The sequence below is a fragment of the Vibrio sp. 10N.247.311.12 genome (genome assembly GCF_041467515.1).
Classification (GTDB): Bacteria; Pseudomonadota; Gammaproteobacteria; order Enterobacterales; family Vibrionaceae; genus Vibrio; species Vibrio crassostreae_C.
Genome location: NZ_JBFSUV010000016.1, coordinates 1 through 14,955 on the forward strand (window position 1 = coordinate 1; position 14,955 = coordinate 14,955).

General features: G+C 43.9%; 18 protein-coding genes. 13 read left to right on the top strand and 5 right to left on the bottom strand.

The annotated features are described in order from the left end of the window. Positions 1-92: 92 nt before the first annotated feature. Together AB6E30_RS08875 and AB6E30_RS08880 are read right to left on the bottom strand one after the other, a co-directional pair. Positions 93-557 (bottom strand): thioesterase family protein, encoded by a 465-nt coding sequence (locus AB6E30_RS08875; protein WP_017061819.1) that lies wholly within the window; start codon positions 555-557, stop codon positions 93-95. A gap of 180 nt (positions 558-737) precedes the next feature. Beyond that, positions 738-2,573, bottom strand: a complete 1,836-nt coding sequence (locus AB6E30_RS08880) for an ABC transporter ATP-binding protein/permease (protein WP_372103320.1) — start codon at positions 2,571-2,573, stop codon at positions 738-740. Positions 2,574-3,143: 570 nt separating this feature from the next. Between AB6E30_RS08880 and artP the strand changes: the two genes are divergently transcribed. The 6 genes from artP to AB6E30_RS08910 all read left to right on the top strand — a co-directional run bounded on the left by artP (position 3,144) and on the right by AB6E30_RS08910 (position 7,061). After that, positions 3,144-3,872: an arginine ABC transporter ATP-binding protein ArtP gene (artP, locus tag AB6E30_RS08885; RefSeq protein ID WP_032545343.1), complete on the top strand. Its 729-nt coding sequence runs from the start codon at positions 3,144-3,146 to the stop codon at positions 3,870-3,872. Between the two features lie 120 nt (positions 3,873-3,992). Further along, positions 3,993-4,724, top strand: a complete 732-nt coding sequence (locus AB6E30_RS08890; RefSeq protein ID WP_017070691.1) for a lysine/arginine/ornithine ABC transporter substrate-binding protein — start codon at positions 3,993-3,995, stop codon at positions 4,722-4,724. 3 nt (positions 4,725-4,727) lie between these two features. Then, positions 4,728-5,414, top strand: coding sequence for an arginine ABC transporter permease ArtQ (artQ, locus tag AB6E30_RS08895; RefSeq protein WP_017061822.1), 687 nt, complete (start codon positions 4,728-4,730; stop codon positions 5,412-5,414). Then, positions 5,411-6,079, top strand: coding sequence for an arginine ABC transporter permease ArtM (artM, locus tag AB6E30_RS08900; RefSeq protein ID WP_372082635.1), 669 nt, complete (start codon positions 5,411-5,413; stop codon positions 6,077-6,079). Before artQ ends, artM begins: the two co-directional genes overlap by 4 nt. 316 nt (positions 6,080-6,395) lie before the next feature. Beyond that, positions 6,396-6,788, top strand: a complete 393-nt coding sequence (locus tag AB6E30_RS08905; protein ID WP_372082633.1) for a hypothetical protein — start codon at positions 6,396-6,398, stop codon at positions 6,786-6,788. Between the two features lie 45 nt (positions 6,789-6,833). Further along, positions 6,834-7,061, top strand: coding sequence for a hypothetical protein (locus tag AB6E30_RS08910; protein WP_372082632.1), 228 nt, complete (start codon positions 6,834-6,836; stop codon positions 7,059-7,061). A gap of 176 nt (positions 7,062-7,237) precedes the next feature. On the opposite strand, the gene AB6E30_RS08915 is transcribed toward AB6E30_RS08910, so the two are convergent. Next, on the bottom strand, positions 7,238-7,606 hold the full coding sequence (locus tag AB6E30_RS08915; protein ID WP_372082630.1) for a PEGA domain-containing protein: 369 nt from the start codon (positions 7,604-7,606) through the stop codon (positions 7,238-7,240). A gap of 673 nt (positions 7,607-8,279) precedes the next feature. Then, on the bottom strand, positions 8,280-9,386 hold the full coding sequence (locus AB6E30_RS08920; RefSeq protein ID WP_372103325.1) for a transposase: 1,107 nt from the start codon (positions 9,384-9,386) through the stop codon (positions 8,280-8,282). 608 nt (positions 9,387-9,994) lie between these two features. Here AB6E30_RS08920 and AB6E30_RS08925 point away from each other — a divergent pair. From AB6E30_RS08925 to AB6E30_RS08955, 7 genes are all read left to right on the top strand, one after another. Beyond that, on the top strand, positions 9,995-10,417 hold the full coding sequence (locus tag AB6E30_RS08925) for a hypothetical protein (RefSeq protein WP_137001803.1): 423 nt from the start codon (positions 9,995-9,997) through the stop codon (positions 10,415-10,417). Positions 10,418-10,443: 26 nt separating this feature from the next. After that, positions 10,444-10,881 (top strand): hypothetical protein, encoded by a 438-nt coding sequence (locus AB6E30_RS08930; RefSeq protein WP_372103326.1) that lies wholly within the window; start codon positions 10,444-10,446, stop codon positions 10,879-10,881. A gap of 119 nt (positions 10,882-11,000) precedes the next feature. Next, positions 11,001-11,405 carry a DUF1801 domain-containing protein gene (locus AB6E30_RS08935; protein ID WP_102320222.1) on the top strand — a complete coding sequence of 135 codons (405 nt, stop codon included), beginning with the start codon at positions 11,001-11,003 and terminating at the stop codon, positions 11,403-11,405. Between the two features lie 194 nt (positions 11,406-11,599). Then, the gene (locus tag AB6E30_RS08940; protein ID WP_017059577.1) at positions 11,600-11,881 is read left to right on the top strand and encodes a hypothetical protein; all 282 of its coding nucleotides are present in this window, start codon (positions 11,600-11,602) and stop codon (positions 11,879-11,881) included. A gap of 64 nt (positions 11,882-11,945) precedes the next feature. Beyond that, positions 11,946-12,395, top strand: a complete 450-nt coding sequence (locus AB6E30_RS08945) for a DUF3291 domain-containing protein (protein ID WP_122055378.1) — start codon at positions 11,946-11,948, stop codon at positions 12,393-12,395. A 104-nt stretch (positions 12,396-12,499) separates the two neighbouring features. Further along, on the top strand, positions 12,500-12,796 hold the full coding sequence (locus AB6E30_RS08950; RefSeq protein WP_136978477.1) for a hypothetical protein: 297 nt from the start codon (positions 12,500-12,502) through the stop codon (positions 12,794-12,796). 87 nt (positions 12,797-12,883) lie between these two features. After that, positions 12,884-13,336: a hypothetical protein gene (locus tag AB6E30_RS08955; protein ID WP_065675541.1), complete on the top strand. Its 453-nt coding sequence runs from the start codon at positions 12,884-12,886 to the stop codon at positions 13,334-13,336. Between the two features lie 108 nt (positions 13,337-13,444). Here the strand turns inward: AB6E30_RS08955 and AB6E30_RS08960 are convergent, their stop codons facing one another. Then, the gene (locus AB6E30_RS08960) at positions 13,445-14,953 is read right to left on the bottom strand and encodes an efflux transporter outer membrane subunit (RefSeq protein ID WP_372103329.1); all 1,509 of its coding nucleotides are present in this window, start codon (positions 14,951-14,953) and stop codon (positions 13,445-13,447) included. Positions 14,954-14,955: the final 2 nt, after the last annotated feature.

Below are 14,955 nucleotides of genomic sequence, written 5' to 3' on the forward strand. Positions count from 1 at the left end.
CGCTTGTACGGTGGTGTGAGAGGACGGAGGCTGCGAGGCCTCCTCCTACTCGATTCTGAAACTTTCTGAATCTTTCTCAACCAACGAATACGTTATTCTGTCACGGCTTCTTGTTTGAAGCATGGGCTTTTCAACGTGTTCATCTTTTCGATTTCATTGGTTAAGCGCAGCGAGAGCAGGGCTTTCTGGTTCGAAGCAAAATCAAACATCACGATAGTCGCAGTGCCAACGGTCGTCAGTTTCTGTTGAGCCTTACTGACAATCGCGTATTCCATGGTGAATCGGTCATCTTGAATATCGGTAACACGTGAGCCGACCATCAAGGTATCTGGATACGTGACTGGGCGGAAATACTTACAGTAAGTGTCACCAAGAACAGGACCAACTTTGGTAATCGCCATCTCTTCCATCAGCTCGACGTGCTTGAAAAAATCTAAGCGAGCGGTTTCGAAATAGCGAAAATATACAGCGTTGTTAACGTGATTGAGTGCGTCCATTTCTCCCCAAGCGACAGGAATTTCTGTTACTACCGGGTAGTCAGATAATAGTGCTTCCATGCGAACTCTCTTATTGTTATCTGTGTAATTAACGTTATTTACTTATCCTTCATCGGAATAAGTTGTTATTGGAATAAAAACCCTACCGCTAAATTAACAAAACTGCAACACGCGTGATTTAAGTTTTTGAAGCTTGAAACCACACAATGTCAGTGACTTAGTTGCACATCCACCCAATAGTTAGGCACTAAGGTGTTTGAATTGCAGCTCAACCAAGCGTTGGTACAATTCGCAGCTATTGATGAGAGACTGGTGGTCGCCGATGTCTACTAGTTGTCCTTTATCGAGCACCGCAATTTGGTCGGCGTGTTTAATTGTTGATAATCGATGGGCGATAATGATCGTCGTTCTGCCACGCATTAACTCTTCTAACGCTTGTTGTACGTGATGCTCACTTTCACTGTCTAGTGCGCTGGTTGCTTCATCCAACAATAGAATATTTGGATCTTTCAAGATGGCACGTGCGATGGCAATACGTTGTCTCTGCCCACCAGAAAGCCTTACACCACGTTCACCAAGAAAGCTGTTGTAGCCATCAGGTAGGTTTTGAATGAACTCGTGTGCGTGCGCTTTCTTCGCCGCTTCGATCACTTGCTCGCCTGTTGCCTGCGGGTTGCCGTAGCGAATGTTATGGAACACATCGTTACTGAACAGAGCAGGTTGTTGCGGTACCAATGCCATCTGCTTTCTTAGCTCGTTAGGATCAAACTGATTCAGTTCAACACCGCCTAAGGTGACCTTACCCACTTGTGGGTCGTAGAAACGTTGCAGCAGTTCGAACAGGGTAGTTTTACCTGCGCCAGACGGGCCAACCAGTGCCAACACTTTGCCTTCATGGGCAGTAAGCGTGAGGTTACTTGTTGCGGGTTGGTCCGGTCTTGATGGATAACAGAAGGTCACATCATCAAATGCAACTTCTGGCGTTACGTTAGCAAGCGAAGTTGGATTCGCAACTGGCGCAACAATATGGCTTTCAACTTGTAGGATCTCGATTAATCGCTCGGTCGCACCTGCCGCGCGTTGCAGTTCACCCATCACTTCAGAAATCGTACCTAACGATGAAGCAACCATAATTGCGTAGAACACAAACGCCGCTAAGTCACCAGCCGACATAGTGCCGTTGATAACATCACTGCCGCCAACCCAAAGCATGCCTGCAATAGCACTAAATACAATCACGATAACGCCAGAAATAAGAATCGCGCGCTGTTTTACACGCTGGCGACCAATCTCATACGCCTTTTCCACTTCTACCGCGAATGATGCTTTCTCTTGCTCTTCTCGGCTGTAGCTTTGCACCGTTTTAATGTGCTCAATTGCCTCACCTGCGTAAGAACCCACATCAGACATGGAATCTTGGCTTTGGCGAGATAGGGCTCTTACACGGCGCCCATAAACAAGGATCGGAATCAAGATAAATGGCACCGAGGCCAATACAATCAACGTCAGCTTAATATTGGTCGCAAACAGCATGATGATTGCACCAATACACATCAACGCGCTGCGCATCGCCATAGAGAACGATGAACCTATGATGCTTTGAAGCAGAGTAGTATCCGTGGTGATTCGCGACATGATGTCGCCACTGCCATTGGTTTCAAAGTAACTCGGGTGCAGCGTCACCACGTGATTGAAAACCGACAGGCGTATATCCGCACTTACTCGCTCACCAACAGAAGAGACCAAATAGAAGCGGAAGAAGGTGCCAATCGAGATCAGCACGACCACCACCATGATGAATTGAATCGCGCTGCCTAAGTCTGACAACGATTGTTGGCTGAAGCCTTGGTCGATAAGAAGACGAATACCGTGTCCGACTGAAAGGGTTAAGCTCGCTGTGAAGATCAACGCGATCAACGCAGCAATAACACGACCTTTATAAGGCTGAATGAATTTACTCAGCTCAAACAAAATACTGAGGCTTTTTTTCTCAGGTTTGGGTTCTGGCGCTTGTTGAGTCGATCGCTGAGTCTGTCGCTGGTTCGAGTCGAGCGTAGAAGAGACATCGTTTTGCATATGACTGCCTTAATGTGTTGTCGCTTTAAAAATAGATGGCTTGTTGCTTGTTGCTTGTTGCTTATGGCTAATTGCTTTATGACTTATTGCCTGTACTGCGCGTTGTTCGCTGGGCAGTAATTGTTGTTGAGAATCGAACCCATTAAAGCATTTATTGCGCTGTGACGCTCCCTAGGAAACTCAATTTCCAATATTTCATCAACACTAAGTGAATAATTCGAAACGACCTTAAAGGAAAACTAAGCATTTTGATCCAGTCAGTTGGATAGGAAACCAAGCTATTTAACCCTAGTTTTTATGCAAGTAAATTAGCGTTGATAGGAGAGTGCACACATAAACAAGCAACCGTGCGATGATTTATAAATTGATAGCAAAACGTTTGCTATTTATCTCGATATTAGCTTTATCAATGACTTGTAAGTTTTGGTTGTAAGACCAGTTATAGCGACTGTTTTTTGTGGAATATTTGTTACAAAAATTCAACAAAGTAGTTTTTTATACATTTTTCTTGCATAAAAACTCGGATTGAATAGAATAACCAACAAATGACAATTAATGCAGTATTGTGGCATGAGTATTCAAGTAAAGAGCATCAACAAATCATACGGTGATACCCAAGTTCTTCACGACATCAGTTTCGACTGTGAGAGTGGCGAAACCTTGGTATTGCTTGGCCCAAGCGGCGCGGGCAAGAGTTCATTACTGCGTGTTTTGAACCTGCTTGAAATCGCGGACAACGGCGAATTAGACATTGCGAATGAGCAATTCGATTTTTCAAGCCAAATCCAAGAGAAGCAGGGGCTTAAACTTCGTCGTAAAGTCGGCATGGTGTTCCAGCAATACAACTTATGGCCACACATGACGGTGATGGAAAACTTGATTGAAGCACCAACCAAAGTGGCGGGTTTGGATAAGCAAGAAGCGATTAAGCAAGCGCAAGAAGTCCTAAAGACACTTCAACTTGCCGACAAAGCAGACGCTTGGCCACTTCAACTGTCTGGCGGTCAACAACAGCGTGTTGCGATTGCACGTGCGCTGATGATGAAACCGGATGTGTTGTTGTTTGATGAACCAACAGCGGCGCTTGATCCTGAGATCACCAACCAAGTCGTGAGCATTATTAAAGAATTGAGCGGAACGGGCATTACCCAAGTGGTCGTGACGCATGAAGTCGATTTCGCGAAGAAGATTGCTAGCCACGTTCTGTACCTAGAGAAAGGGTACATCGTTGAACACGGCACCAGCGATTCATTCGTTAATCCGCAGACACCTGAGTTTGCCGAGTATCTGACTCATTAAGTAAGTCACTTATTAAAAGAAAGTTGACTCACTAGATCTAGCTAAACACAACATCAATTAAAACAATCAAATTATAAGAATGGCCACAGGCCGCTATTACACAGTATTCGGAGTAACAAAATGAAAAAGATTCTACTAGCTTCACTTATCGGCCTTGCTTCTTTTAACGCAGCGGCTAAAGAAGAAATCAAATTCGCGATGGAAGCAACGTACGCACCATTCGAATACATGGATGAGAACAACCAAATTCAGGGTTTTGACGTAGACTTAGCAAACGCACTTTGTGAAGAGCTGAAAGCAACGTGTACTTTCCACAACCAAGCATTCGATAGCTTGATCCCTGCACTTAAATTCAAACGTTACGATGCGGCTATCTCGGCAATGGACATCACAGAAGCGCGTCTTAAACAAGTGAACTTCTCTAACGCATACTACGATAACTCTGCAGCATTCATTTCTTTTGAAGGCAAAGTAGCAGACCAAGCAGCACTAGAAGGTAAGCGTGTTGGCGTTCAAAACGGTTCTACTCACCAGAGCTTCCTACTTGAGCAAATGACTGGCGTAACAGCGGTACCTTACTCAAGCTACCAAGATGCATTCATCGACATGAAAAACGGTCGTATCGATTCTGTATTCGGTGACACAGCCGTTGTAGCAGAATGGTTCAAGAAAGAAGACAACCTAACGTACGTTGGCGACCAAGTAACAAACCAAGAGTACTTCGGTAACGGCTTTGGCATCGCAGTAAACAAGAGCAACCAAGAACTTGTAGACCAGCTTAACGTTGCACTTGCAGCAGTAAAAGCGAACGGCGAATACGATAAGATCTTCAACAAGTACTTCGGTAAGTAATTTATGGAACTAACGGGTTACTCTTTAGGGCTCGTCGAAGCAAGCTGGATGACTGTTCAGCTTGCATTCGTAAGCCTATTGGTTGGATTGGTTCTAGCAGTTTTGTTTGCAAGTGGTGAGATGTCTCGTCGTATTGCAATCAAATGGCCAACGACTGCATTTGTGACGATTGTTCGTGGTTTACCAGAAATTCTGGTCGTACTGTTTATCTACTTTGGTTCGACACAAGTTCTGTTCATGATCACTGGCGACTTCATAGAAGTGAGCCCGTTCTTATCTGGTGTTGTTGCACTGTCACTTATCTTTGCTTCTTACGCTTCGCAAACCTTGCGTGGTGCATTAAAAGCAGTAAGCAAAGGGCAGAGAGAAGCAGCAAGCGCGCTTGGTATTTCTCAGTCTCGTGCATTCTTTCGTATCGTATTACCTCAAGCGGTAAGACACGCACTACCAGGGTTAACCAACCAATGGTTAGTGTTACTGAAAGACACTGCATTAGTATCGCTGATTGGCGTAACGGATTTGTTGAAACAAGCACAACTAACATCCGCTGCAACGCACGAAGCATTTACTTGGTACGCGACAGCAGCAGCAATCTACTTGGTCATCACTTTAATCACACAAAGATTGGTAAAAGTGATTGATGGTAAGTTCTCTATTCAAGGTTTGGGTAACAAAGGGGCAATGGCATGAATCAACAATACCTCTCTCAAATGCTTGAAGGCTTAGTGACCAGTCTTCAACTCACAGGCGCTTCATTGCTGGTTGGTTGTATCTTGTCACTGCTGATGACGGTAACGCTAATCCTAAGAATACCTTCGATTCACTGGTTAACACGTGGCATCATCACGCTGTTCACCGGCACACCATTGTTGGTGCAGATCTTCTTGGTGTATTACGGCCCGGGTCAGTTCGATTGGATTCGTGAAAGCTTCATGTGGACTTGGTTAAGCCAACCTTGGTTCTGTGCCATGTTAGCATTAGCTTTGAACACGGCGGCATACAGCACGCTACTGTTCAGAGGCGCATTCAACGCCATTCCAGCAGGGCAGTGGGAAGCATGTCGCGCACTTGGTATGGACAAAATCGCAACGCTGAAAGTGTTACTGCCATATGCACTACGCCGCGCCGTTCCAGCTTACTCGAACGAAGTGATTCTAGTTTTCAAAGGTACGTCACTGGCAAGCACCATCACCATCATGGATTTGATGGGTTACGCTCAGCGTATCAACGGCCAAACCTACGACACACTAACGGTGTTCGGTATTGCTGGCGCATTCTACCTAGCAGTAAACGGCATACTAACGCTGATCTTCCGCCAAGTAGAGAAGAAAGCCCTCGCATTCGAAGCCGCGTAAGCTAGCCACACACAAGCTTAACTAACGTATAAAGCCTGCCATTTATGTTCGCATAGATGGCAGGCTTTTTTGTGTTTGGGGCATGTGTAAGGAGACTGTGTTTATATCCAGTTGCTCGGGGTTTTTACGAAATTCATACTATATGGAAATATTCTACATTCTGTCATTCAATGAGTTTATCTATGTTTTAAGTCACTGAAATGCTGTGATTAATCGTGGTAAATTAATATGCATATGAAACTAGATAGAATGATTCTGTATTTAAATGCAGAATTTTTCGGTCTAATAGCTGTTACGCAAATGGAGTAAATAATTAATGAAGTATATTTCCCCAGAATTTCTAGGTGAGGGATTTAGCTGTCCGACATGTGACACTTATACTCACATGGATTGGTCCATTTTAAGTAACCGTGGCAAAGATTCTATGTTTCAAGAGGCAACTTGTAGCCGATGCAAACAAGTTTCTCTTTGGCATGTACTTGAAAGACAGAGACATGAAATTTTCGGTGCAACTGATCTATCAGGTGTTATGGTTTTTCCTGACCGAGGTAGTGCAAGCCCTGATGAAATAGATATGCCAGAAGATGTAAAACGTGACTATGAACAAGCTGCTAGTATCTTCAATAAATCTCCACGCGGTGCTGCGGCTTTACTTAGGCTTGGACTACAAAAATTATGTAAGCATCTCGGCGAAAGGGGAAAAACATAAATAATGACATTCGTACTTTAGCTGAAAAAAAACGTATTGCCACCAATGGTTATCAAAGTTGCGGATACAGTTAGAATTACAGGTAATAACGCTGTTCATCCAGGCGAAATGTCAGATGAGGACTTTGACTTTGTAGCATCGAAGCTTTTTGATCTCATCAATTTTATTGTTAAAAAAGGTATTACAGAGCCAAAAGAACTTGAAGAGTTACATGGTAAAACACCAGAAGCTCCACGAAAAGCAGCTAAAAGACAAGACCAGCGTGTGAAGTAAGAACTTGCTTAACAATAAATTTAAGCAGATTCGCAACACTTGGCACTTTTGGTTTTAATTAGCTTTAGTGTTTACGACACATTGGTTCAGGAAGATGACAGCGTTGCTCGCTACTTAATTTGGCGTTGAAATCAGTAAAATTTTAATGAGGCGAGCTAGACCCCGCCTCAGGGTGATTAATCACATTCGGGAATTAGAATGTACTCTTCCTTATCTAGCTTCCAAGCCGAGCCACTGATTAAATCGACTGGCATGGAAATAATTCCCCAATCGATAAGGATATTTGCCCAAAACCAACCATCTAATTTATCACCTGTAGTTTCATAAATTGTCGCACAACCTTCTTTGTTGATACGAATTTCGTAGTTGTCGCCACGTTTAACTTGTGTACTGATTCTTCCTTCACCCAAGTATCGTCCGTCTACATAAATTTTTGCATCAGATGTGGTCGTTGCGACTGTAAGTTTATCGTCACCGCCAGACATAATTCCGGCGCATCCTGAGAGGGCAAATCCTGTCATTACCGTAAGTAATACTTTTTTCATTTTTAGACACCTAATAAAATTTTGAGTGAATTCTACATTGGTTTCACAATATTCAAGGGAATAATCGATATTCCCACCTAGAGGTTGACATGGCAATTTGCCTAACGACGACTCCTAACGCTTGGCGAACTCAGTCGCAAACTTAGTTCCGTGTTTATGGCACAATAATAATTAAGTTGGGTGGTATGGCGTAAGTTCCCGTTAGTAAGGCGTTATATTTAACTGTACTTCAATGATTTAAAGTTCTTAGGCTCTAGTTCTTTGTCCCTTTGCAATTCGTCTGAGTTGCTTCATTGGGCTGGGGGCACGGAAGTGGAACTAGTCGCCTTGTGTTTCGTGTCTCTGGCGGTCAAGTGGGTTAGGCTGGTAATTCACTTCTTGAAATGCGTTGAACAAAGTAGTTATTTGTGGTAAAAAATAACTAATAAGGATTAAGCGTTGAGTAGCCAACGTTAAATCCCGAGTGTTGAACAAGCCCGAAGCCTCTTTATTAAGTAAATTGTACGATTGGATTTGAAGGGCACGCCGCCTTGATACTTTTCTCAAGGCGAGCGAGGTCAAGATAAGGTTGCGATAGCAATCTTATCAATCAGTTAGCTATTTTGTCGCTGTCTTTCGTCAATTCTCCTCTTATTTCACTTTTGCCATTATCCTTATTATTCATGCCTTTCGGCTACGTGGGTCGACTTACTCCGACACACGCTATCTCATGCTGGCAGCAGGGGCATACTCGTATTGCTTTAGTCCTTATTGGCACAGTTAACGGCGGCATGAGGTAGAGTAAATTCAACAGTAGCAACTGAATGCGAACCCGTAAGGCGTGTGCCTGACCACGTAGAAAACCGTAGTCTCGTACTCGTTGTAACCCTTTGGGCAGCACGTGCTGTAAAATGAGCAGCAAGAACTTGAGGGTGGGTAAGGTGCGCGTTCGCCATGCGTTTGTCTTGCTCTCTTTATAGCGGAAGGTGACCGTATCATTGGTGACTTTGATGATATCTTCATCAGGCAGTACACCGCGATAGAGATAGCGTGACAAATAGCTCAGAGCAGACTGGCCGTATCCTACTTGTCTGCAATCGACCACCCATTGCTTTGGTATGCCATTAGGCAGCCATAACATCGGATGTTGCTTGATGGTTTCTAGCATTCTTGCCCGCCATACTTGGGCTAAAGCAAACGCGTTAAAAAGATAATGCTTGTTGCCTTTGTGCCACTCTTGCCTTGACGCATTGTATTGGCCCGCCGCCACAATAATGTGTAGATGTGGGTGCAAGTTTCGTTGTCGGCTATTAGTATGAAGCACGGCAGTGAACCCCATTCCGCCTTTTCCTTCCCGCATATGGACTCGCATCGTTTGGCTGTCGATATCGTGAACCATAAGATTCAGCCCTTCACCAAGGCGCAACCCCATACTATAAAGTGTTAAGAAGAAGACTTGGTAGCGCACTTGTCGCGTGTGAGTGATGAGCGAACTGACTTGCTGCGGTTTGACGATATTGAGCCACTCCCACTGTTTATCGAGCGTGTAGCGATAGAAAAACTGCAAGCCATTACGATCGAGTTTTATGGTGCTCCACGAGTGGGTTTGAATAAGAGACGCGAAGAACTGTTTGAGGTCAGAGGTCGTTAATGTATCAGGGGCTCGGTCGAAATGAGCGGTGATCCGACGAACCGCACGGGAATAGGCATCAATGGTCGCGGGTCGTTTACCTTGCAGCTTTAGGTTGGTAAGGTGTTGTTCATAAAGGGTGTTGTAACGTTTTAAGTCATCGGGTTTCATGGGGTTACTCCTGTGAACGACCATCAGGGTGATGGTGTTACAAGAGTATGGTTCGCACTCGTTTTACTCTGCCGCGTAGCGGCTTCGTTCAACAAGTAATTTAAGAGTGATTCAGCACGCTTGGCATTTTCAGTTTGAGTTTAGTTTAGTGATTACGGCGTCCAATTTAAGTGTTGTGGTAGTGTGCTTCACACCTTAATTGGGCGATATGACCCCCTCTGTCAATAAGAGCGTAGAAGTTTCTGCTCCCGCATTTATAGAGCCTTTCTTGTTATTTAAGGGATAGTGTTATTACATAGATGAAGCAAGTAATGTCGTCGGTTCTCATGCTGATATACGTGGATTGCTCATCGTTTGATGAGTAGAGCCTACCTTACTTGTTCCGTCGTAGCACCTGTCTTCAGTCTATGCTCGTGGTTCAATATAGCCGAAGCTATATTGCCTAGCTTGTGTTCTAAGTCTTCCGTTACATTGGGTTTATGAAAGTCTGAGTCGTCCATCGAATAGTAGAGTAACAAGGGCATTTCTCATGCCGTATTTTTGGTAATTAGTTCTTCCTGTCGATTATCGAATTTGTCCTAAACCCACTATTAAGGCAGGGAACCCCAATGAATAGAACGCTATGGTTCGCACTCATTTCGCTTTTGTTTTCAATGACAATGGTATTTTGTACATACAGTTATGGCATAGAGAGCCACGTTGAAATAACCACACTCACTTTAGTATTGTCTGGCCCTCTGATTTTTACCTTTGCGCTTGTTGTCATTTTTTGTGGCGCACCAGTCATTAGCAAGTACAAGTTACTTGGAACCATCGCAATTTGTGTGCATGGATTTACAGCCTCACTGCATGTGCTGTGGAACGGTTTTATGTTTGTCGATGTGATTAATAAACAAGGCTTAGGTCCGGGACAAGGTTATTCTGGTTTGATACTTTGGGTTGGTAGTATCAAGGCGATGCTACTTGGTTTGGTTGTGGGAGTATGCCTGCATTACTTACTACGATTATTTAGAAAGGCTGCAGTCAGATAACTGTTGGCTAGTTAGTGGATTGTTCGTTGTCTATAGGAGTTGCCACTGTGTTTTATAGCAAGGAATCCAACAAGGGATTGCTGCTCATCCTTGTTGCGATAAGTGCTTTCATTGTCGTTACCTCGGATAATAACCCCGGGACATTAGTCGCTCACGCCATCAATGGTTTAATTGCTTTGCTCTTTTTCTCCATGACCATTGAGGTCAAAGACAATGTACTAAGCTGGTATTTCGGCTTTGGCTTTTGGCGTAAAAATGTAGAAGTGTCAGACATTACAGAGACATCGTTTTATCAAAGCAAGTGGTATCAAGGTATTGGTATCCGAATGCTGAGCGACGGTTGGTTGTATAATGCATCGATAGGTTCAGCCCTGAAGTTAAGGCTAAACAATGGAAAGCATGTTTACATTGGTTGTAAGGATACGGACGGTTTAAAGCTGGCCTTGAAAACCGCTAACGAATAGATAACGCAAAAGTGATTTACGAGGCTTGGCACTTTTCGTTTTGAGTTGGACTAATTTTTAAGGCTGTATGCTTTAAGTGAGCTGCATTTTAATATCTCAACAAGTGGATCGGAGGTTCAATGGACCAAGCAATCAAAACACATTTCGACGAGTATCCCGATGATGTTCGAGCTCGGCTTGAAGAGTTGCGTTCATTAATCTTTGAGCTTTGCTCTGATTTGGAACTAGCTGAAGTCGAAGAGTCTCTGAAATGGGGCGAGCCGAGTTACAGCGTTAAGACGGGCAGCCCAATTCGAATCGACTGGAAATTGAAGTCACCAAACAACTATTACTTGTTCTTTAACTGTCAAACGAAGCTAGTCGACACATTCAGAGAATTGCACGATGGCACATTGGTATTTCAAGGTAATCGGGCAATCGTCTTGAACCTAACTGAACCACTTCCCAAAGCACCAATCAAGCAGTGCTTAGAGTTAGCCTTAACTTATCAACAACGAAAACATCTACCGCTTCTTGGCGCGTAATTCTTATATGTTGTCATTATATTTCTTAAACAGGTTTTCTGGGTTCTAGCTATCACTCTTTAAAGTGCTAAGACTGTACCATCTTGATTAGTATCAAGAGGCTAGGGAATCTCTATAACCAACGCTGATTGTATTGCTTACCGTTTAAAAAGGTGTTCTAGTCACCTTGTATTTCAAACTTAAAAGGAAGTTGTATGAATTTAGATAAAGCCAAAAAACGTATCGCAAAGCAGGTTAAAAAAGGCGACCACGGATACCCAAAAATCACGTTAGCGTATTACGGGACGACCAAAGATCTCGCAACGGAAGTCGCGGTTCAATTTATGCTGGGTGAGGGCGATGGTGTTCAAGAAGAGCGTTTTTCTTGTGAAACCGAAATCCGAGATAATGAGTTAGTTCAAACGACGTTACTCAAGATAATCGAGCGAGCAAATGTTAACTCAGTGATTGAAGTTGAAGGCGTGGCTGTTCTTTAGTTGTCTTAGTATCAGTCGGTGCGTTTGAAATTTTCTACTCATAATTTATCAAGGAAGAAACATTATGAAATTAGCTCAGTTAAATATCGCTCTGGCAAAATACCCGTTAGATGCGCCGGAAATAAAAGAGTTTGTCGATAACTTAGAGTTGGTTAATGGAATCGCAGAAAGCAGTGAAGGGTTTGTTTGGCGTCTGAAAGATGAATCTGGTGACGCCACCAATATCCAAGCTTTCGATGATCCTAATATGATTGTGAACATGTCGGTGTGGGACTCTGTGGATTCGTTAAAGAACTTCATGTTCCGCACACACCACCGTGATTTTATGCGCCGAAAGGGGGATTGGTTTCATCGTTTACCTGAAGATACTTATGTTCTTTGGTGGATTGAAGAAGAGCATATTCCCACACTCGAAGAGGCGATAGAGCGACTTGAACACCTCAGAGAAACCGGTGATACGCCGTATGCCTTCACTTTTAAAACCAACTTTACAGAGTCAGAAGCGCCAAAATAGCGTTCATAGATAACCAACGTTATGTTTTTTAGACGTTTTATGGCAATTCCCGTGAAGATGAGTCGATTATTGGTATGATGTTTCTATAGTCTTCGAGAGGTTTAATTATGTTGAAAATGAAAAGTAGTGTACTTGCGGTGTGTTTATTCGGTTTCAGCATGAGTGCTACCGCTTCAACACTGGAAGAGTGTGCAAAACTCCTTCCTGATGGTCACACGTATAAAGTAGAGATCATTTTAGACGTAGATAAGACTGATAAAGATCCAGCGGTGAAAGGCAGTTTTGGTGTGACGGGCGGAGCGGATGCGCCAGATACTTTTGATATCGGTGATTTTGTCGAGTGCGCAGGTCCTCTGATCAAAACCGTAGATACAGACAGCAACGATGCGTCTAATTCCTAGTCACAGATTGTCGCGAAAATAGTTCACTTTCGTCATGGAAGACATGATCAGGGGTACTTAAACTAGGTTGAGGTGAATAGGGTAATTATGGGCGATTATTTAGATATTTGGTTTACGGTTACCTCCTTAGTTTTTATTGTAAGCTTACTTTCAGCACTTTTTGTTGGGGTCTGGCGTAAAAATATAAAAGCGTTGATTCTCTTAAGTGGAGTCGCAGCAATCAGTATCGTTCTGTTTCTCTCTCAGAAGTATCAAATCCGAAATATCCTAGCTGAAGAGCTGAGCGTGTCGAGTTTTGTTGTGGAGGCTCATGAGGAGTTTGAAGAATCTAAATTGTTAGATTCTTTGAGAAGTAGTAACTACGTAACGATGAATAGAACGAAACCTTTGTCAAAAAGTAAAGTACGTATTGTTATTAACTCTGGCGAGGTTGAGTTATTGATAGCTCAAGACTCTAAGAACGAAGAACTGTTTTGGATCTATTACCCCAAATACCGATTTAGTCGTTTAAACCCAATTGGAAAGGTACGTATCCGTTAAACATAAGTGCACAATTGCTACAGCGACTTTTAGTAACAAAAATACCGCCGTAATCAACGGCGGTATTTTTTTTATGCTTATTGCATCGTTCAGCTGAGAACAGCGAGCCTACTTAGCGTGAGCTAATTCGACACTCTTTGTTTCATTAGCGACTTTCCAATCGCCACCTAAGGCTTTATACACCGCAATCGTGGTGTTGGCGGTTTGAAGCTTGGCGGCCACTTGGCGATCTTGCATCGCTTTTTGTTGTCTTTGTGCGTCTAACACCGATAAGTAATCGACTAGGCCGGCTTTATAGAGTGACTTTGCTTTGCTCACTGCATTATCGACGGCGAGGGTGGCTTCATCGATGCGCTTTTGGTTCTCTTGGCTACGGCCATAGGCAAACAAGCTTGAATCGACTTCTGCAAAGGCGCTGTCTACCGAGTGTTGGTAGTTAAGCGCTGCAGAACGGAACCTTGCTTCGTTCATCTCTACCAAGGCTTCGCCTCGGCCACCATCGAACACATTCCAACTGATGCCAGCAGATGCCGCCCAACCGAATGAATCGCTACTGAATAGGTCATCAAAACTTCCTGCAGTTACTCCTGGCGTACCCGTTAGGAAGAATTTTGGATAGCGATTAGCAATGCTTGCGCCGAGTTCTTCGTTAATGGCTGCCATTTCGCGTTCTGCAATTCGGATGTCTGGGCGTTGTTCTAACAAGTCAGAAGGTAAGCCTGTAGGAATCACATCCTTCATTCTCGGCAAGGTAAATTCACCCACTAAACGTTGGTTCACGCTCGTAAGTGATTCGCCTAACAACACTGCCATGCGTTGTTTGTGAACTTGCTCTGCGATTTCAAGTTGAGGAACAATGGATTCAGTCGCGGCAAGCATGGCTTTGGCTTGAGCAAGATCTAACTCCGAGCCATAGCCGCTGCGAACAACTTTAGTGACCAGTTCTAAAGTCTGCTTTTGGTCGGCTATGTTCTCTAGTGCGATCGCTTTTCGCTCTTGAGCGCCACGATATTGCAGGTAGTTGTGAATGACATCGGCAGTGATCAAGGTATTCAAACCCGATTGGAATATCTCGGCTTGTTCAACTCGAATCGTCGCCGCGTTGGATTGCTTATCGATACGTCCAAACAAGTCCATTTCCCATGCGATGCTCGCTCCTAAGAACCCACCATCGTGTTGGGCTTCCAATAACGACATACCTGTGGCCGATTCAACCGCATCAGAGGCACCAAATACCGGGCCGAGTAGGGAGTCGTTCTCACTCAGTTGGTAGTTGTAATAACCGCCGCCGACATTGATGGTCGGAACTTTGAATGACTCAACAACGCTCTTATATGAGTTCGCCATGTTGATTCGCTCGGCGGCCAATTTAAGTGGGATGTTCTGGTTTTGAACATCGGCCACTAACTGATTCAGCGTTGGGTCATTGAACTGTGTCCACCAATGATTGTGCTGTTCGTTTTGGCTCACGCTGTCTTGGTTCACATCACCTTGGCTATATAAGAAGGTCTCAGCCATGGTGGTTTGAGGTTCTTCGTAATCGGGGCCAACCGCACAACCTGTCAGCAACAAGGCGAGAGCAATAGGAGCCACTTTAAACTTCGTTAATGGATACATGT